17 protein-coding genes are annotated in these 17,999 nt (G+C 72.3%); 11 read left to right on the forward strand and 6 right to left on the reverse strand.

Going from position 1 to position 17,999, the window contains the following annotated elements:
• Window positions 1–36: 36 nt before the first annotated feature.
• The gene (locus FFT21_RS12355) at window positions 37–930 is read right to left on the reverse strand and encodes an esterase/lipase family protein (RefSeq protein ID WP_137813977.1); all 894 of its coding nucleotides are present in this window, start codon (window positions 928–930) and stop codon (window positions 37–39) included.
• Window positions 931–1,669: 739 nt separating this feature from the next.
• Here FFT21_RS12355 and FFT21_RS12360 point away from each other — a divergent pair.
• From FFT21_RS12360 to FFT21_RS12385, 6 genes are all read left to right on the forward strand, one after another.
• A complete protein-coding gene (locus FFT21_RS12360; protein WP_137813978.1) occupies window positions 1,670–2,614 on the forward strand; it encodes an ABC transporter ATP-binding protein in 945 nt (314 codons plus the stop codon).
• A 5-nt stretch (window positions 2,615–2,619) separates the two neighbouring features.
• Window positions 2,620–3,375: a hypothetical protein gene (locus tag FFT21_RS12365; RefSeq protein ID WP_137813979.1), complete on the forward strand. Its 756-nt coding sequence runs from the start codon at window positions 2,620–2,622 to the stop codon at window positions 3,373–3,375.
• Window positions 3,376–3,646: 271 nt separating this feature from the next.
• Entirely contained in the window at window positions 3,647–4,399 is a 753-nt protein-coding gene (locus FFT21_RS12370; protein WP_225978340.1) for a hypothetical protein, read from the forward strand.
• A 269-nt stretch (window positions 4,400–4,668) separates the two neighbouring features.
• A complete protein-coding gene (locus tag FFT21_RS12375; RefSeq protein WP_225978341.1) occupies window positions 4,669–5,289 on the forward strand; it encodes a hypothetical protein in 621 nt (206 codons plus the stop codon).
• A 118-nt stretch (window positions 5,290–5,407) separates the two neighbouring features.
• Window positions 5,408–6,124, forward strand: a complete 717-nt coding sequence (gene trmB / locus FFT21_RS12380; RefSeq protein ID WP_137813980.1) for a tRNA (guanosine(46)-N7)-methyltransferase TrmB — start codon at window positions 5,408–5,410, stop codon at window positions 6,122–6,124.
• A gap of 76 nt (window positions 6,125–6,200) precedes the next feature.
• A complete protein-coding gene (locus FFT21_RS12385; RefSeq protein ID WP_225978342.1) occupies window positions 6,201–7,361 on the forward strand; it encodes a nitric oxide synthase oxygenase in 1,161 nt (386 codons plus the stop codon).
• A 37-nt stretch (window positions 7,362–7,398) separates the two neighbouring features.
• On the opposite strand, the gene FFT21_RS28840 is transcribed toward FFT21_RS12385, so the two are convergent.
• A complete protein-coding gene (locus FFT21_RS28840) occupies window positions 7,399–7,563 on the reverse strand; it encodes a hypothetical protein (RefSeq protein ID WP_153816553.1) in 165 nt (54 codons plus the stop codon).
• A 366-nt stretch (window positions 7,564–7,929) separates the two neighbouring features.
• On the opposite strand from FFT21_RS28840, the gene FFT21_RS12390 reads away from it, so the two are divergent.
• Both FFT21_RS12390 and FFT21_RS12395 read left to right on the forward strand, forming a co-directional pair.
• On the forward strand, window positions 7,930–8,331 hold the full coding sequence (locus FFT21_RS12390) for a hypothetical protein (protein ID WP_137813982.1): 402 nt from the start codon (window positions 7,930–7,932) through the stop codon (window positions 8,329–8,331).
• 89 nt (window positions 8,332–8,420) lie between these two features.
• The gene (locus FFT21_RS12395; RefSeq protein ID WP_137813983.1) at window positions 8,421–9,749 is read left to right on the forward strand and encodes an amidohydrolase family protein; all 1,329 of its coding nucleotides are present in this window, start codon (window positions 8,421–8,423) and stop codon (window positions 9,747–9,749) included.
• 189 nt (window positions 9,750–9,938) lie between these two features.
• Here FFT21_RS12395 and FFT21_RS12400 read toward each other — a convergent pair whose 3' ends face one another.
• Window positions 9,939–10,628, reverse strand: coding sequence for an SDR family oxidoreductase (locus FFT21_RS12400; protein ID WP_137813984.1), 690 nt, complete (start codon window positions 10,626–10,628; stop codon window positions 9,939–9,941).
• Between the two features lie 410 nt (window positions 10,629–11,038).
• On the opposite strand from FFT21_RS12400, the gene FFT21_RS12405 reads away from it, so the two are divergent.
• Window positions 11,039–11,698, forward strand: coding sequence for an HAD family hydrolase (locus FFT21_RS12405; protein ID WP_137813985.1), 660 nt, complete (start codon window positions 11,039–11,041; stop codon window positions 11,696–11,698).
• Here the strand turns inward: FFT21_RS12405 and FFT21_RS12410 are convergent.
• The 3 genes from FFT21_RS12410 to FFT21_RS12420 all read right to left on the reverse strand — a co-directional run bounded on the left by FFT21_RS12410 (window position 11,695) and on the right by FFT21_RS12420 (window position 14,258).
• On the reverse strand, window positions 11,695–12,438 hold the full coding sequence (locus FFT21_RS12410) for a type 1 glutamine amidotransferase domain-containing protein (RefSeq protein WP_137813986.1): 744 nt from the start codon (window positions 12,436–12,438) through the stop codon (window positions 11,695–11,697). The two genes, FFT21_RS12405 and FFT21_RS12410, sit on opposite strands and share 4 nt — an antisense overlap.
• 79 nt (window positions 12,439–12,517) lie before the next feature.
• Window positions 12,518–13,609: an inositol-3-phosphate synthase gene (locus FFT21_RS12415; RefSeq protein WP_137813987.1), complete on the reverse strand. Its 1,092-nt coding sequence runs from the start codon at window positions 13,607–13,609 to the stop codon at window positions 12,518–12,520.
• A gap of 85 nt (window positions 13,610–13,694) precedes the next feature.
• Complete coding sequence (locus FFT21_RS12420; protein ID WP_137813988.1) at window positions 13,695–14,258, reverse strand: PadR family transcriptional regulator; 564 nt, start codon at window positions 14,256–14,258, stop codon at window positions 13,695–13,697.
• A gap of 165 nt (window positions 14,259–14,423) precedes the next feature.
• Here FFT21_RS12420 and FFT21_RS12425 point away from each other — a divergent pair, with 165 nt between their 5' ends.
• Together FFT21_RS12425 and FFT21_RS12430 are read left to right on the forward strand one after the other, a co-directional pair.
• Complete coding sequence (locus FFT21_RS12425; RefSeq protein WP_192909505.1) at window positions 14,424–14,819, forward strand: DUF5318 domain-containing protein; 396 nt, start codon at window positions 14,424–14,426, stop codon at window positions 14,817–14,819.
• A 558-nt stretch (window positions 14,820–15,377) separates the two neighbouring features.
• On the forward strand, window positions 15,378–17,867 hold the full coding sequence (locus FFT21_RS12430; RefSeq protein WP_137813989.1) for a transglycosylase domain-containing protein: 2,490 nt from the start codon (window positions 15,378–15,380) through the stop codon (window positions 17,865–17,867).
• Window positions 17,868–17,999 lie beyond the last annotated feature (132 nt).

The raw sequence follows: 17,999 nt of genomic DNA on the forward strand, positions 1-17,999 counted from the left end.
CACGCGGTGCGACCGGCACGCCACCCCACTTCGGCGTCAGCCCCAGCAGCCCGGTCGCACCGCGTGCGCCGGGTCGAGCGCGTTGCGCACCAACCGGATGGCCACCGGGTCGTAGGTGATGTTGATGTGCTCGGTGAGGTCGGGCCAGCAGTACGCCTGCACCGTGGTGTTCACGACGTTCGGCGCGTCGGCCAGGAACGCCGAGGTGTACGGCGTGACGATCTCGTCGCGCTTGGTAGCGATGGTGACGTAGTTGATCCCGCTACGCGTTTCGCCACCGGAGTTGAGCTGGGTGAGGAACGGCGATCCGGCCTGCTGCTCGAGGCACGCCTCGCAGGCCATGCCGAGGATCGCCGATCCGCCCGGCAGTGAGGTGATCACGTTGAGCAGGCCGTTCAGCGTGGTGCCGTGGTTGGACGGGGCCAGCGCGATGAGCGAGTGGACCTTGCTGGCGCCACCGAGGTTCTTGATGTAGTAGCGCGGCATCATGCCGCCCTGTGAGTGCCCCACGATGTCCACTGTGGACGCCCCGGTGGCGGCGAGCACCCGGTCGACGAACTGGGCGAACCCCGCCGCGGTGTCCTCGATCCTGCCGATCGTCTGCAGCATGAATCCGGGCGGGCCGCCGAGGTTCGGCACGAACACGCAGTAGCCGTCCTGGGCCAGCACGCCGGACAGGCCGGCCCAGTCGTCATAGGCGTTGGCCCCCGTGCCGTTGGAGAGGACCACCGGCCGCGGGTGTGCGGCGCTCGGCCGGCAGGACCAGTCGTTCGCCCCCGGGGGCGAGATGGTGGGGTCAGCCAGTGCGTACAGCGCCGCCGCGACGATGTTCGGCTGCGGCGGGCCGGACTTGGTGGACGCCTCGTCGGCCGAGGCCATGCCCTCGGTCGCGCCGGCCAGCCCGATCGCGGCGACCAGTGCCACGATCATCCGGGCGAGCCGGTGCCATCCCGGGCCACATAACGATCGCGGCGTCCGCCGTAACGTTCGCACGTCCATGGGTGAACCTCCCGGTCCGGCGCGGGCTACGCTGCCCGCACTTGTTCCGGAAACGAAGCGTTCACCTATGGGTGACGCGATACACACGAAATGCGGGATCCGGACGCGCCGGCTACGCCGAACGAAGTAGCTGATCGGTAGTCCAGTTTGCCCTGGGTGGCCTTGTTGTGATCTTTGTGGAACAGTCACCGTGAGTCCGCACGCCGTGACCGCGCGCCGTAAGCCGTCCGGACCGGCGCCGGCACCCCGGATCCGGCCGGCCGCGCAGGGCCCCCCGCTGCGCAGGCCGGCCCCTCGCGGGCGGTGACACGCTCCGTCGCCCCCCAACGGCCGTGTCACCGCCCGCCCTCATCCACCGCGACCCGGACGGGGTACACCACACCGAAGTGGGTGATCTCCCGGATGTGCTCCACCCCGAGGATGAGGCACGGTACGACTGGAGTCGCTGCCACGGAGCCGACCGGGGGCGGATGTGTCCGGCCGGGACGCTCTGGCAGGGTGCCCATGTCGGGCGGGCCGCCGGGCAGCGTCAACCAGCGAGCAACCTGCCGACGAGGAGCTTTGCCATGACCATGTCACGCCGCGGCGCCGCCGGAGCGCCGGAAGCCGGGTACCGGACCGCCGTGGCGCTGCCGCGGCCGCGCAGCCGCACGCTGGCCGGGGAGTCGTCGTGATCGAGGCGTCGGGGCTGACCAAGCGCTACGGCCGCACCCTGGCCGTGGACGACCTCTCCTTCACGGTCCGGCCCGGGCGCGTCACCGGCTTCCTCGGCCCCAACGGCGCCGGCAAGTCCACCACCATGCGGCTGGCCCTGGGCCTGGACCACCCCACTTCCGGCGCGATCCACATCAACGGCCGCCCCTACCGCCAACTCAGCCACCCGCTGCGCGCGGTGGGCGCCCTGCTCGACCCTCGCTGGGTCCATCCCAACCGCAGCGCCCGCGCCCACCTGCACTGGCTGGCCGTCGCCGGCGGCATCCCCACCAGCCGCATCGACGAGGTCCTCGACCTCGTCGGGCTCAGCGCCGTGGCCGGCAAGCGCGCCGGCGGCTACTCCCTGGGCATGTCCCAGCGCCTTGGCATCGCCGCCGCGCTGCTCGGCGACCCGGAGGTCCTGCTCTTCGACGAACCCGCCAACGGCCTGGACCCGGAAGGCATCCACTGGATCCGCACGCTGCTGAAGAACCTCGCCGCCGATGGCCGCACCGTGTTCGTCTCCAGCCACCTGCTTTCCGAGATGGCCAACACCGCGGACGACCTCATCGTCATCGGCAGGGGCAGGCTGATCAGCCAGACCACCACCGCCGAGTTCATCGAACGCGCCACCAAGGCCACGGTGCTGGTGCGGACGCCGCAGGCCGAGCGGCTGCGTGCGGTACTGACCCAGCAGGGCTGCGGCGTGGCGGACCAGCCGGACGGGGCGCTCCTGGTGACCGGCGCGACCGGCGAGCAGATCGGTGAGGCGGCCGCCGCGCACCAGGTGGTGCTGCACGAGCTCAGCCCCCAGCGCGGTTCGCTGGAGGAGGCGTTCATGCAACTGACCGGCGACGCCGTGGAGTACGCCGCGCAGCCCGCCGGCGCCGAGGACAGCGATCTGCTGGCGGCGGGGCGGTGACTCCCATGACGCTGCTCGCCGTCGAACGCATCAAGCTGTTCTCCACCCGGTCGCCGTGGTGGTGCATGCTGCTTGCCCTCGGGCTCACCGTCGGGCTGTCCGGGCTGATCGCCGGGGAGTCCTCGGACCAGTTCCCACTCACCATCGGCGGCACTCAGGCCGGCTACCAGTTCGGCCTGATGGTGATCATGGTGATGGCCGCGCTGGCGATCACCACCGAGTACCGGTTCGGCACCATCCGCACCACGTTCCAGGCCCTGCCGCCCCGGTGGGCGGTGCTGGCCGCCAAGACCGCCGTGGTGGCCGTGGTCTCCGGACTGGTCGGCGAGGCCACCGCGTTCGCCTCCTGGGGCATGGCCAAGGCGGTCAGGCCATCCGCCGACCTGGCGCTGCGCCACGCGAACGACTGGCGGACGGTGGCCGGCGTCGGGCTGGTCTACGCGACCGGCGCGGTGCTCGCCGTGGGCGTCGGCACGCTGGTCCGGCAGACCGCGGGCGCGGTGAGCATCCTGCTGGTGTGGGCGCTGCTGGTGGAGAACCTGGTCGGGCTGATTCCCAAGATCGGCACCGACGTGCGCAAGTGGATGCCGTTCAACGCGGCCAACCACTTCCTCACCTCCGGCCAGGCTTCGCTCGGCACCGGCGGGGCGCAGCAGACGCCGATGCCCTACGGGCCGTGGGGCGGGCTCGGTTACTTCGCGGGCGTGGCGGTGGCGGTGCTGATCGTCGCCGTGGTCACGGCGGAGCGGCGGGACGCCTGACCAGCCGCGGGCGGCCGGACCGGTGGCGGTCGGCAGGCCCGGACCGGGGAAGCGGGCCCGGGCCGTGACGGGGGCGGCCCGGGCCCGCACTGGCACCGAGGCCCGTTGCCGACCGGGCCCGCGCCGGGGGAGTCCGCCGTTCTCAACTTCGGCCCGGGCCGCCGGCGGGTCACCGGCCGCGGCAGGCAGGATGACCTGGTGACTCGTGGACGCACGAACGCGACGGAGGGGCCGTGGTGTCGGGTACGGCGATGACCGGAGTGGTTTTTCGATGCTGATGCCGGTCACGCTGCTGAACACCGAGCGGATCAAGCTGTTCTCCACCCGGTCGCCGTGGTGGTGCGCGCTGCTCGGGTTCGCGCTGCCGGTGTGCTTCGCGGCGATGTACGCGACGGAGTCCGGCGACTTCCTCTCCCTCACCGTGCCGGCCACCCAGGATGGCTACCGGTTCGGCATGGCCGTGCTGATGGTGCTCGGCGTGGTCGCGGTGACCGGCGAGTACCGGTTCGGCACGATGCGCACCGCGTTCCAGGCCGTGCCGCGCCGGTGGGCGGTGCTGGTCGCCAAGACCGCGGTGGTCGCCGCGGTGTCCGGCGCGGTCGGCGAGGCCACCGCGTTCGCCTCGTGGGGCGTCGCGTGCCTGATCAGGCCGGACGTGGACCTGACGCTGAACACGCCGGCCGAGTGGCGATCCGTCGCCGGGGTCGGCCTGGTGTACCTGTTCGCCTCGGTGATCGCGGTCGCGGTCGGTGTGCTGGTCCGGCAGACGGCGGGAGCGATCACCATCCTGTTCATCTACACGCTGCTCGCCGAGAGCCTGATCGCGGCCGTCCCCGGCGCCGGGCCGGCGATCGTGCACTGGATGCCGTTCTACGCCTCGCGGGTGTTCCTGGAGGCCGGGCTGGGCTTCGACGCGGCCGGATCGGCACCGTACGGGCCGTGGGGTGGCCTGCTCTACTTCGGCGGGGTGGCACTGGCGCTGCTCGGCGTGGCCCTCGTGGTGGTGGAACGGCGCGACGCCTGAGCCCCTGTAGCGCACGTCACAGGCGGTCACGCCGGAACGTAATAACCTTGTGAAAACATCGTGAACAAGGCCCTGTTCGGGCATCGCACGACGGTAAAAAGGAACCAAACCAACCGTGGGGCGCCGCCGCGGTCACATGCGGTGTTGTTCCGGCGTTCCCCGCGTTCCTACCGAGTACCGGTTCACCGACCGGTCCCCCGGGGCGTCCGGACGTGTTTCGCCACCGCCGTGGCGTCGGCCGCCGGGGTCGACGAGGAGGTGGTGCGGCAATGACCGGGCCCACACTTGGTCTGCCGAACATCCCGACATCCGATCCGTCCCGTGCCCTGGCCACGGCGTTCTCCTGGCCCACGTGGTCCACCGATGACGACACGCTGCGCGTCGAGCCGCTGGCCGGGCTGGAATGGTCGCACGCCGTGGAACTGCCCCACGTGGACGCCGCCACCACCCCGGCAGGCATCCGGCAGGCGTGGATCCACCGTGCCCCGGAAGCCAGAGTGCTCGCGCTGTACCGAGCCGTGCTGGCCACCGAGCCGGACGCGCCGGCACCGTGGTGGCTGCGCGCGCTGCACGACGGTCTGCTGGCCTCCCGGGAGGCCGGCTTCGAGGTCGAGGACGACGTGGCCACGCTGCTGGCCAACCGGCCGGGGTGGGTGTACGTGCCGTGGACCGGCGCCGGCGAGGACGGCTACTGGGAGTTCGTGCCCTCGGAGACGACCGCACACGGCGTCGGCGTGCCCACCACCGTGGTACTGACCCACCGCCACCCCGGCTGGATCGACGTGTTGCCGGCGCACCGGGAAGGTGCGGTGCAGGCCGTGGTGCCCATGGATGGCGTACCCGACCTGGCCGCCCAACTCGACGAGTTGGAGGCCATCGCGCTGCCCTGACCCGTGCCTCGGTATCCCTCGCGTAGCAGGCACACCCGCCAACCCAGCAGGACCCACCGAACAGCCCCGACATCGGAGTGAGGCACAGTCATCGGGAGTGGGAGGAGCAGCACACCCGATGACACCGACCGAGCACCGTCCACGGCACCACCGCACCGTCGTCAGCTACGTCCGGCGTGGCGAGCGGATGACCACCGGCCAGCAGCGCGCCTGGGACACGCACTGGCCGAGGCTGGGGCGGGAGGTGTACGATCTTCCGCCCGGTCCGCTGGACCTGCCCGCGTGGTTCGGCCGCGAGGCGCCGGTGGTGCTGGAGATCGGCTCGGGCATGGGCGAGACCACGGCCCAGCTCGCCGCGGCGGAGCCGGAGGTCAACTACCTCGCCGTCGAGGTCTACACCCCCGGGCTGGCCCAGTTGCTGCTGCGCGCGGAGAAGCTCGGCGTGCACAACCTGCGGTGCCTGCGCGGCGACGCGGTGGATCTGCTGCGCGACCATCTCCCGCCGGACTCCCTGGCCACGGTGCGGATCTTCTTCCCGGACCCGTGGCCGAAGAAGCGGCACCACAAGCGCCGGCTGGTGCAGCCGCCGCTGGTGTCGCTGATCGCCTCCCGGCTCGCCCCCGGCGGCCTGCTGCACCTGGCCACCGACTGGGCCGACTACGCGGAGCAGATGATGGCCGTGTGCTCGGCGGAACCGGCGCTGCACAACGTCTTCGGCGACGAGCCCGGGGGCTGGGCGCCGCGGCCGGAATGGCGTCCGGTGACGAAGTTCGAGGGCCGGGCGCACGAGGAGGGCCGGGCGGTGCGGGATCTGCTGTTCCGCCGCGCGGCCTGAGCGGCCCGGATCCCGCTCGCCAACAGCACCCGACCAGGTAATCAAGCCGTCCAGGCACCCGGTCGAGGCCAACGAGGTGTTGACACCGGCAGTAGGTCCCCAACGCGTTTCCGTTCCGCCCGTTGACCTCGCGGCGGCCGAAGAGTTCGTCCGCATGTTCCACGAGGCGCACCCGGATGCGGGGCCGGTCGAGGCCCGGCTCGCCCAGGTCCGCGCCGAGATCGCCGGCACCGGTACGTACTGGCATACCCGGGAGGAGCTGGCCTACGGCGCCCGGGTGGCGCTCCGCGACAGTGGTTGGTGTACCAACGTGCTGCCCTGGCGCAGGCTGACCATCCGTGACCTGCGCGGGGTACGGGACGCGCGGGCGGTGGCCAGCGAGTGCGTGGAACACCTGCGCATCGCCGGCGGGGGCGGCCAGATCCGCCCGCTGGTCACCGTGTTCGCCCCGGACGTGCCCGGCGCGCCGGGGCCGTGCGTGTGGAACGAGCAGCTGATCTGCTACGCCGGCTACCGGGACGGGTCCGGGCGGGTGCTGGGGGACGGGCGGTACGTCGCGCTCACCGAGACGGTCCGCAGGCTTGGCTGGCAGCCGCTGGCGCAGCCCACCGCCTTCGACGTGTTGCCGCTGGTCGTGGAGACCGCGCACGAGGGTCCCCGGCTGTTCCGCGTCCCCGGTGACGTGGTGCGGCAGGTGCCGCTGACGCATCCCGAGCTGCCCTGGTTCGCACGGCTCGGCCTGCGCTGGCACACGGTTCCGGTGGTCAGTCACATGAAGCTGGTGATCGGCGGGGTGACCTACCCGGCGGCGCCGTTCAACCGGTGGTTCGTCGGCTCCGAGATCGGTTCCCGCAGCCTGGCCGACGAGGCGGCGTACGGGCTGGCCAGGGAGGTGGCCGAGCGGCTCGGCCTGGACACCTCCACCGAGCGGACCCTGTGGCGGGACCGGGCGACGGTGGAGATCAACCGCGCGGTGCTGCACTCCTTCGACGCCGCCCAGGTGACCATCACCGACCACTACGCCGAGGCCATGCACCGGCTGGCCTGGCTGCGCTCCCGCCGCCCGGGGTTGCGGCGCCCGGCGTTCCGGCTCGATCCGCAGAGCGCGCAGCGGTCCCGGTTCGGTGGCCCGCCGCGGTTCGGCGTGCCACCGCAGCGGCCGGAGGAGCTGACCGAGCCGTCCGGCCGGCTGGTGCTGCTCACCAGCCGCCGCGCCGGAGCTGGCCGGGCGTCCTGACCCCGATCCGGGGCGCACCTGGCGGGCCGCGGACCGCTCACGCGGCCGGCGAAAGCCGCTCGCCGACCGTGGCTGGCGCGTCCGACCGGTCCCGGTGGGTCGGCGGCGCATCGACCAGAGCGTCGGAGGCGGCCATCAGCACCAGCATCAGCAGTCCCAGGGACACGCCGGACCAGCCCAGCACCGTGGCGACCATCGTCATCCCCTCCCGTTTCCGCTCCGCGAGCCGGCACGCGACCGCGGTGCTACCGCCGGGGCGCGGCCATCGCGGCGCGCCCGGTTGGCTCCAGACTCGCCCCGCACCGGGTCATCCGGCATCGGCCTGCGGGGGCGTTTCGCCGACCTGGGCATCACCCTCCCGGATGACGCGTCGCCAGCCCGGCGAACGATCCGCGTCGTACCACCTGACCAGGTCTTTCCCACCCGCGATGACGACCGGGACGGGCTTTTCCGGCCAATCGGTTGATGACCACATATACCGCACGAGGCGCATAGTGGCATTTGTTCGCAAACCACCCATGTGTGGGCGGCCGGTCGGCCCGAGCGGCGGAAGGGTGCGGTGAACGGGGTGACCTCGGCAGTACGTAACGCGTTGACGCTTGCCGGCTGCCTGGCGCTGCTCGGTGTCGGGTGCGCGGTGGCGCTGTCCGCGCTGGAGTCCTACAGCGCACCGCCCACCCGGACCGCGCGGGTCGCCGTGCGGGTGGAGGCCTGGACGTCGAGTGCGGTCATGCGGGTCCGCACGCTGTCCACCGTGCGGGTCGGCGGGCTGTCCGGCACGGACGTGCCTTCCGGGACGCCGCTGGACGTGGTGTCAGCCACGCTGGCCGGGGCGGACGCCGTGCCGCCGCACCCCCAGGTCGGCAGCGTCCTGGGCTGCGACGTGCGGATCCGCCGCAACCCGCAGGGGGAGACCGTGGTGGATCTGGCGAACTGCGTGCCGAGTACGACCACCAACCCGCGGTCCTGACCGCGACGCCCGCGCCGCCACGTGTGGCGACCATCGCCATCCGCCCGGCGCCTCGATGCGGGCCGGGGTGGCCTGGCAGGATCGCGGCCATGAGCCCGGCCGCGCCTCACCTCCGCCTGCATGCTCCGATCGTGCTGCCCTGCGACCCGGATTGCTCGGTGCTGCGGGACGCGGTGGTGGACGTGGTCGCCGACGGTCGGATCGCGTACTGCGGCCCGGCTACGGAGGCACCGGAAGCGCCGGAGGGCACCCCGGTGCGGCGCTGCTCCGGGATACTGCTGCCCGGCCTGGTGAACGCGCACGCGCATACCCCGATGACGCCGCTGCGCGGCATCGGCAGCGACCTGCCGCTGCCGCGCTGGCTGCGGGAGGCGATCTGGCCGGCGGAGGCGAAGCTGCGGCCCGAGGACATCGGCGCGGGCATGTTGCTGGGCAGCGTGGAGATGCTCCGCCACGGGGTGACCACCAGCACCGAGATGTACTTCCACGGCGAGCACATGGCGGAGGCCGTGCTGGCCGCCGGCTCCCGGATGCTGTTCGCCGCCGGCATCCTGGACGTGCCCGGCTGGGACTGGCGGAAGCTGGTGGACGAGCAGTCCGCGTGGATCGACGCGGACGGCCGGTTCCTCGGCCCGGCCCACCGGATCGAACTCTGCTACGGCCCGCACTCCGCGTACGCGCTGCCGCCCGAGGCGCTCGCCCTGGTCGGCGAGGAGGCGCAGCGGCGCGACGCGCTCGTGCACATCCACGTCGCCGAGCACGCCGAGGAGGACGCCGAGCAGCGCGCCGCGCACGGCTCGGTGCCGCGCATGCTGGACCACCTCGGCGTGCTGGACGGCCGGGTGGCCATGGCGCACGCCGTGCACCTCGACGACGAGGACATCGCGCTGCTCGCCGCCAAGGGGGTGGGCGTGGCGCACTGCCCAGGGTCGAACGCCAAGCTGGCGTCCGGCACCGCCCGGCTGGTCGACCTGCTGCGCGCCGGCATCCCGGTCGGGCTGGGCACCGACGGCCCGGCCAGCAACGACGACCTGGACGTGCTGGAGGAGGCCAGGCTCGCCGCGCTGCTCGCCCGGCTGTCCACTGCGGACTCCTCCGCGCTGACCGCGGCGCAGGCGCTGCTGCTGGCCACCCGGGGCAGCGCGGACGCCCTGGGCCGTGACGACATCGGTGCGCTGGAACCGGGCCGGTGGGCGGACATCGTGCACGTGGCCGTGGACGATCCGGCGTTCGCCACCGGCCTGGCGGTGCCGGACGACCAGGTGCTGGCCAACCTGATCTGGGCGGCCGGGTCCCGGCTGGTGCGTGACGTGTGGGTGGCCGGCGAGCAGGTGGTGGCCGACGGCGAGTCGACCCGGGTGGACCGGGCCGGGGCCCAGGCCGCGGTTCGCGCGGTCTCCGCCCGCCTGCACGGCTGACGCCGGCGGCCGGCCCGCAGCGCCGGTTCCGGAACGCGCACCGTGATCGCGTCGGCGGGACGCGGCACCGCGCGGAGCCGACCCTCCGCGCGCGGTCGTCCCGCCTCCGCGCTCGTGGGGGCTTCGCCCTGGCGCGTTCCTGTCCTCGACAGCGCGGGTCCCGCCGGCTTCCGAACAGGCTGTCAGTGGTCAGCCGCCGAGGGGCCGGACCATGATCTCGGTGAGGTGGGCGTCCGGCGTGACGGTCACCGCGGAGAGCACGGCGGCGGCCACCGACTCCGGCCGCAGGTACTTCTGCGGTTCGAACTCGCCGCCCTCGCGGGCCCGCACCGCCCGCTGCATGTCGGTGGCCACCCGTCCCGGATGCACCGAGGTCACCCGCACCCCGTGCGCGGCCTCCTCGGCGCGCAGCACGTCGGCGTAGGCACGCAGGGCGAACTTGCTCGCCGCGTACACCCCCCAGCCCGGGTTGGCGCGCAGCCCCGCACCGGAGTTGACCAGCACCACGTGCCCCCGGGCGGCGCGCAGCGCGGGCAGCAGCAGCCGGGTCAGTTCGGCCACCGCAACGACGTTGACCTCCAGCGTGCGGCGCCAGACCTCGACGGAGGTGTCCGCCAGCGGGCCGATGTCGGCCACCCCGGCGCTGTGCACCAGGACGTCCAGCCGGTCGATCCCGGCCGTGGCCGCGCGAAGCGCCTCCGGATCGGTGAGTTCGGCCACCCACGGCCGGGCGGCGGGCAGCGGCTCGGCGACCCGAGCGAGCGCCGCCTCGTCCCGGCCGCCGAGAAGCAGGTCGTGGGTTGGCGCCAGGGCGTGGGCGACGGCGGCGCCGATGCCGCGGGAGGCGCCGGTGACGAGTGCCAGGGGCCGGTTGCTCATGGGGTGACGGTAAACCGGCCGGGCGGAGCGCTCGCCGGTCGGCACCCCGGTCCGCCGCGATAGCTCGCCGGTGCCCGTTCCGGAACGTGATCGTGGCTCGCACAGGAACGGGATCAGAGTTCCTCGCCGACCAGCACGGCCTCGACCGGCACCCGGCGCCGCTGGCCGGCGGCGGCCGCTGGCCAGCGGCGCCGGGGCGACCAGGCACAGCAGGGCCGCCACCACGAACGGCGAGTGCACCCAGCCGAGCCAGCCGGCGACGTGGCCGACCAGGGTCGCGGCCAGGGCGCCGCCCAGCCAGCGGCAGAAGCCGTTGGTTTCACGTGGATCAGCGCGGCTTTTTATTAGCTATGCTAACAGTTTAGTTGGCTACTGCTAATTCGGTTCGCTCACACCGGTACCGTGCCGGTATGGCGGACCTCGCGGCGGTGGTGTTCGACCTGGACGGCGTGCTGGTCGACTCGGAGCAGGTGTGGGACGCCGTGCGGCGCCAGGTGGTCGCCGAGCACGGCGGCGCCTGGACCGAGGAGGCCACCGCCGCGATGCTCGGCATGAGCACCCCGGAGTGGGCGCGCTACCTGGTCGACGTGCTCGGCGCCCGGCTCGACCCGGGCGCGGCGGCGAAGCTGGTCATCGGCCGGATGGCGGACCGCTACGCCGAGGGCCCGCCGCTGCTGCCGGACGCCGTCGACGCGGTGCGTGCCGTGGCCGAGGACTATCCGGTGGCCATCGCCACGTCCTCGCCGCCGGTGCTGATCCGCTCCTTCCTGGACGGCACCGGGCTGGCCGGCGTGGTGCGCGCCGCGGTGTCCAGCGAGGAGGTCGGCGCCGGCAAGCCCGCACCGGACGTGTACCTGGAGGCGACCGGCCGCCTCGGCGTGCCGGCCGCGGACTGCGCCGCCGTCGAGGACTCCACCAACGGGCTGCGCGCCGCGCTCGCCGCCGGTATGACCGTGTTGGCCGTGCCGAACCCGCACTTCCCGCCGGATGAGGACGTGCTGGCGCGGGCCGCGGCCGTGCTGGGCGGGGTGGGTGAGGTGCCCGCGGCGCTGCGCTCGCTTCCCGGTTAGCGTCCGGCGAGCATGGCCTCGAACCGGCGGGCGAACAGGTAGGCGTCGCCGGGCCAGCGGGCGGACAGGTAGTTGCCGTCCCGCACCACGAAGGCCGGCCCGTCGTCCGTGGCGGTGCCCCTGGCCAGACCGATCGGGCCGCGCTCGAACCGCGCCGGGTCGTCCAGCGCCGCCTTGACCTCGTCCTCCACGTAGGCGGGGTAGGTGCGGTAGTACCGGCCGAGCCGCCATGCGGTGAGGTAGTAGGCGGCACGCTCCAGGTACTTGGGCAGGCAGGTGGTGCGCCGCTCGGCGATCACGCTCCGCCCGGTCGCCGGGTCCATCGTGCGGGCGAGCACGATCACGCCGTGGCAGATGGCGCCGACCGGGCGGCCCAGCGGCCAGTAGGCGGCCACCTTCTCCCGCAGTACGGCGCCGTCCAGGTACTGCCGCATGCCGGGGGCGTGCCCGCCGGGCAGCAGCAGCCCGTCGAAGTCGGTGGGCGTGATCTCCTGCCAGGGAATCGGCGAGCGGTACTCGGGCGCGCCGGTGAGCTGCCGGTAGAACTCCTTGGGTTCGGGGTCCGCGCCGAGTTGACCGAAGATCACCCCGGTGAGCAGGCGGGGGTCCGCCTCGGGCGCCCGGCCGCCGCGCTCGGTGGCGAACACCACCTCATGGCCGGCGTCCCGCAGCAGCCGCCAGGGCACCGAGACCTCGGTGACGTCGAAGTCCCGGTCCGGTAACGGGATCAGGATTCGCATGGGGCCCACTCTCCCAGCGCGGGGACGGGCGCGTCATGGTGATCTCCGGCGCGCCGTTGCGCCGGAGACACCGCGACGGCTACCGGTCCAGCTCGCCCCGGATGAACGCCTCGACCCGGTCCCTGGCCACGGAGTCGTGGTACTGCTCGGGTGGGGACTTCATGAAGTACGAGGACGCGGAGAGGATCGGGCCGCCGATGCCGCGATCCTTGGCGATCTTCGCCGCCCGGATCGCGTCGATGATGATGCCCGCCGAGTTGGGCGAGTCCCACACCTCGAGCTTGTACTCCAGGTTCAGCGGCACGTCACCGAAGGCCCTGCCCTCCAGGCGCACGTAGGCCCACTTCCGGTCGTCCAGCCACTCCACGTAGTCCGACGGTCCGATGTGGACATTACGGGCGCCGAGGTCGTGGTCCACCTGCGAGGTCACCGACTGGGTCTTGGAGACCTTCTTGGACTCCAGGCGCTCGCGTTCGAGCATGTTCTTGAAGTCCATGTTGCCGCCGACGTTGAGCTGCATGGTGCGGTCCAACACCACGCCGCGGTCCTCGAACAGCCGGGCCAGCACCCGGTGCGTGATGGTCGCGCCGACCTGCGACTTGATGTCGTCGCCCACGATCGGCACGCCGGCCGCGCGGAACTTCTCCGCCCACACCGGATCGGAGGCGATGAACACCGGCAGCGCGTTCACGAACGCCACGCCGGCGTCGACGGCGCACTGCGCGTAGAACCGGTCGGCCTCCTCGGAGCCCACCGGCAGGTAGGAGACGAGCACGTCGGCCCGGGCCTCACGCAGCGCCCGGACCACGTCCACCGGTTCCTCGTCGGACTCCTCGATCGTCTCCCGGTAGTACCGGCCCAGGCCGTCGAGGGTGTGCCCGCGCTGCACGGTGACCCCGAGCGGCGGCACGTCACTGATCTTGATCGTGTTGTTCTCGCTGGCCACGATCGCCTCGGACAGGTCGCGGCCGATCTTCTTCGCGTCCACGTCGAACGCGGCGACGAACTCGATGTCCCCCACGTGGTAGTCGCCGAACCGCACGTGCATCAGACCGGGCACGCGCGAGTTGGGGTCGGCGGCGCGGTAGTAGTGGACGCCCTGCACCAACGATGCCGCGCAGTTGCCGACGCCCACGATCGCTACCCGAACGCTCCGGCGGTTTCCGCCCATGCCGGGTCCTCCTTCTCGTTCTGCCGTGACGTTGCTCCCCCCGCAATCCCCCCGCCCGCGGCACCCCGCCGTGACCGGCGGCCGCCTAGGTCTCCCGCTGGCGTTGCTCGGCCTGCTCGTGGGCGATCAGCTCGTTCAGCCAGCGCACCTCGCGGTCGGTGCTCTCCAAGCCCATCCGGTGCAGCTCCCTGGTGTACCGGTCGATCTGCTCGCCGGCCCTGGCCAGCGCGGCGCGCAGCCCCTCCCGGCGCTCCTCCACCCGCCGCCGGCGGCCCTCCAGGATGCGCATCCTGACCTCGGCCGGGGTGCGGGAGAAGAACGCCATGTGGACGCCGAACGCGTCGTCATCCCACGTCTGCGGGCCCACGTCGGCGACCAGGGCGGCGAACCGCTCCTTGCCCTCGGCGGTCAGCTTGTAGACCCGCCTCGCCCTGCGCCCCCACGCCCGCGCGGGGCGCACGTCCACCTCCTCCTCGTCCGGCACGTCCTCCATGATCCAACCGGCCCGTTGCAACCGGCGGAGCGTCGGGTACAGCGAGCCGTAGGAGAACGCGCGGAACGCGCCGAGCAGGTCGTGCAGCCGCTTCCGCAGCTCGTAGCCGTGCATGGGCGCCTCGTGCAATAGGCCGAGAACGGCGAGCTCCAGCACGGGTCACCTCCCGCCGTTCCAGCGCCGATGCCTCGACTCACTATATCGCTCCGATACATCCGCAGCCACCGGTCACACGGCGTTCCACCGGCTGTTGCCCCGTCCGAGACCACCCTGCCCTGAACGGCCCATGGTGCCGCCTGGGCCGCCACGTACCCTGGTGGCGTGCGGACCCAACGGCAGGTGGTGGACTACGCGTTGCGGCGCAGGGCGCTGCTCGCGGAGGTCTACTCGGGCCGGGTCGGGACGATGGAGGTCTGCGACGCCAGCCCGTACCTCCTGCGAGCCGCGAAGTTCCATGGCGAGCCGAGCGAGGTGACCTGCCCGGTATGCCGTAAGGAACAGCTCACCCTCGTGTCGTGGGTCTATGGCGACGAGCTGAAACACGCGTCCGGGTCGGCCCGCAACCCCGAGGAACTCGCCCGCATGGCCGGTCTCTTCGAGGAGTTCACGGTGTACGTCGTCGAGGTGTGCCGCACGTGCAGCTGGAACCACCTGGTGCGGTCCTACGTCCTCGGCACGCGTGGCCTGCGTGCGCGCCGGAGAACCGCGGCGGAGTGAGCGGGCTGTAGACCACGAGCGCCGCGCACCCGTCATCATGCGGCGTACGACCACCGAACCGCGACCTCGTATGGTGCCGGTCTGGGAGGCCAACTCGTGAACGATCAGCATGACGACCGACACCGTGGCGGCGAGCCGCAGTGGCCGACGGGAGACGACCCCGACCTCGCCGAGGGAGCCGGACCGAGACGCCGGCCGGGACCACCGCATGCCGACGAGCGCACCAGCCTCTGGCCGACCACGGACGACGACGAAGCAGCAACCGGTGACGTCGGCGGGCGGCTGCGCGGCGGTGCTGGGCCACCACCGGCCGGTCCGCCACCACGCCCGCACACCCCGCCCGGCGGGTTCCCGGGCCAGGGTGGACCGCCGCGCCGCCCCGGACCGCCACCGCCCGGCGCGGGGGGCCGACCGCCAGCCGGCGGGCAGCGGCCCGGCCCGGGCACCCCGCCCGGCGGGTTCCCCGGCCAGGGCGGGCCACCCCGCGGTCCCGTCGCACCGCCACCCGGCGGCCCCGCGGGCAGGAACCCGCACGGTGGCCCGGGCACGCCCGGCGGTATGCCGCGCGGCGGCCGACCACCCGCGGGCAGCGGCCCACCCGGAAGCGGCCGCCCGCCCGGGCCCGGTGGACCGCCGCCCGGGTACCACCCCGACGACGCGCCCACCGAACTGGTGGAGCCGGCGACCGAGACGATCGACCCGAGGCACCAGCCCGAACCGGCGCTGCTCACCCACGCTGACGCCTTCGGCCCCGAGCACGACGCCGGGTTAGCGGCCGGCCTCGACGACGGCGATCTCGACCCGGACGAGGAACAGCGGTTGCGGCGCAAGAAGATCTGGCGGCGGGTACGCCGCACCTGCTACGTCCTTGCCGCCGCGGGCATCCTCGGCCCGATCATCGGCTTCGTCGTGGCGTACCAGTTCGTCTCCGTGCCCGACCCGCAGGAGGTCGCGGCGAAGCAGCAGCAGGTCGTCACGCTGTACTACGCCAACGGCCAGGAGATGGGGAAGATCAACCCCGAGGGCGGCGCCCGCGTCCTGGTCAAGTACGAGCAGATCCCGGACCAGGTGCGGCACGCCGTCGAGGCCGCGGAGGACGCCAGCTTCGAGGACCCCTCCAACCACGGCTTCGACATGAAGTCGATCGTGCGGGCGGTGTGGATCCAGGCCACCGGCGGCGCCAGCGGTGGTTCCGGGATCACCCAGCAGTACATCAAGCAGGCCACCGGCAACGACCAGCACACGATCACGCGAAAGTTCTTCGAGGTCGTCAAGGCCTACAAGATGAGCCAGCAACAGTCCAAAGAGGACATCATCACGGCTTATCTGAACACGATCTACCTCGGCCGGGGCGCGTACGGCATCCAGGCGGCCGCCCAGACGTACTTCAAGAAGGACGTCGGCCAGCTCAGCCCGGAGGAGGCTGCCTACCTCGCCGGGCTCATCCAGGCACCGGGTCGTTCCGAGAACCGCGACTACGTGCAGACGCGGTGGAACTACGTGATGGACCAGATGGCCAAGAACCGCTGGGTCGACCCGGCCGAGCGGCAGTCGGCGACGCTGCCCACCCCGATCCCGCAGTCCCAGTCCCGGGCCAGCCAGCTTTCCGGACCGGCACGGTTGATCAAGAACCAGATCGAGGCCGAGCTGGACAGCAGGCACCTCACCTGGGACCAGGTACAACTCAACGGCGCGAAGGTCTACACCACGATCGACCCGAAGGCGCAGAAGGCGGCGGAAGACGCCGCACGCCAGGTGATGGCCGCGGACGCCAAGACGCCGAGCCTGGCCACCGCGCTGACCGCGGTGAACCCGAGGACCGGCGGGATCATCGCCTGGTACGGCGGGGACGACCCGGGCTACTACGACCTGGCCACGCTGCCGCAGCCGCCGGGTTCGTCGTTCAAGCCGTTCGTGTTCCTCGCGGCGATGGAGAACAACCCGCAGGTCGGGATCAACTCGCTGTACGACGGCAGCGACAACCAGCAGATCCTTGGCCAGACCGTGCACAACTCCGACGGCGAGACCTGCGGTCCACTATGCACGGTGAAGACCGCGATGACCGAGTCGGTGAACACCGTGTTCTACAAGATGGGCGCGGACACCGGAACCGCCAAGGTGCGTGATGCCGCGCTACAGGCGGGCATTCCGGAGAAGATCCGCGACCCCGCGCGGAACACGTCGTTCCCGAGCCTGCTCACGGTGGACGACGCGGGTAGGCCCGCCGGGGTCGAGGCCGGCATCTCGATCGGCCAGTACCCGGTGCGCCCGATGGACATGGCGGCGGCCTACGCCACCCTCGCCAACAACGGGATGAAGACCACCGAGCACTTCGTGAACAAGGTGGAGGACAGCACCGGCAACGTCATGTACCAGGCGCCGGCCCCGGCGCCGCAGCCGGCGTTCGACCCGAGCGATCCCGACCACAACGCCAAGCTGGCCCGCAACGTCACCGAGGCGATGCTCGACGTGGCCCAGCACAGCGGCGTCCCGCTGGACAACGGTCGGCCGGTGGCCGCCAAGACCGGCACCGTCCAGTTCAAGCTGGACAACAAGGACACCGGGCACAACATGGCGGCGTGGATGGCCGGCTACACCCCCTCGGTGGCCGCGGCGGTCTGGGTCGGCAACAAGGACAAGCCGGGGCCCATCTTCGGCAACTACCGCAACACCATCGGGCCCAGCCACAACTACGACATCTACGGCCGCGAGGAGCCCAGCTACATCTGGCAGTTGTTCATGAACAACTACCTGAAGGGCACCAAGATCGAGCAGTTCCCGCCGTTCGTGCCGCTGGGCACGAACAGCAACTTCAGCGGCCACCCGACGGAGGCGCCTCCGCCGCCGTCGTCGACGCCCGAGTCGACGCCGCCGACCACCAGTTCGGAGACGTCGTCGCAGACCGAGACCAGCAGGCCCACGAAGTCCAGGCCACCGCACTGCGGCCTGTTCGGCTGCCCGACGACGGAGCCGCCGACCACCACGTCGACCAATCCCTTCGGCGCCCAACCACAGCCGGGAGCAACCAGCGATCCACCCAGTGGCTAGCCTGACCCGGCTCGAGCGGCCCGGCACACCCTGTGCGTGCCGGGCCCTCTCTTTGTCGAGCCACAGCGCTCGCAATGCGGAGAGCAGCGCCGCACGAGCCGGCATCGAGGGCCAGCGACCTGCGGAAACAAC

Origin of the sequence: Gandjariella thermophila (assembly GCF_005405885.1) — a bacterium.
GTDB classification, from domain to species: domain Bacteria; phylum Actinomycetota; class Actinomycetes; order Mycobacteriales; family Pseudonocardiaceae; genus Gandjariella; species Gandjariella thermophila.

Coding starts and splice junctions, on each gene's coding strand:
- FFT21_RS12355 (WP_137813977.1), bottom strand. CDS start 930: ATGATCGTGGCACTGGTCGCCGCGATCGGGCTGGCCGGCGCGACCGAG.
- FFT21_RS12365 (WP_137813979.1), top strand. CDS start 2,620: ATGACGCTGCTCGCCGTCGAACGCATCAAGCTGTTCTCCACCCGGTCG.
- FFT21_RS12370 (WP_225978340.1), top strand. CDS start 3,647: ATGCTGATGCCGGTCACGCTGCTGAACACCGAGCGGATCAAGCTGTTC.
- FFT21_RS12375 (WP_225978341.1), top strand. CDS start 4,669: ATGACCGGGCCCACACTTGGTCTGCCGAACATCCCGACATCCGATCCG.
- trmB (WP_137813980.1), top strand. CDS start 5,408: ATGACACCGACCGAGCACCGTCCACGGCACCACCGCACCGTCGTCAGC.
- FFT21_RS28840 (WP_153816553.1), bottom strand. CDS start 7,563: ATGACGATGGTCGCCACGGTGCTGGGCTGGTCCGGCGTGTCCCTGGGA.
- FFT21_RS12395 (WP_137813983.1), top strand. CDS start 8,421: ATGAGCCCGGCCGCGCCTCACCTCCGCCTGCATGCTCCGATCGTGCTG.
- FFT21_RS12400 (WP_137813984.1), bottom strand. CDS start 10,628: ATGAGCAACCGGCCCCTGGCACTCGTCACCGGCGCCTCCCGCGGCATC.
- FFT21_RS12405 (WP_137813985.1), top strand. CDS start 11,039: ATGGCGGACCTCGCGGCGGTGGTGTTCGACCTGGACGGCGTGCTGGTC.
- FFT21_RS12410 (WP_137813986.1), bottom strand. CDS start 12,438: ATGCGAATCCTGATCCCGTTACCGGACCGGGACTTCGACGTCACCGAG.
- FFT21_RS12415 (WP_137813987.1), bottom strand. CDS start 13,609: ATGGGCGGAAACCGCCGGAGCGTTCGGGTAGCGATCGTGGGCGTCGGC.
- FFT21_RS12430 (WP_137813989.1), top strand. CDS start 15,378: ATGCCGCGCGGCGGCCGACCACCCGCGGGCAGCGGCCCACCCGGAAGC.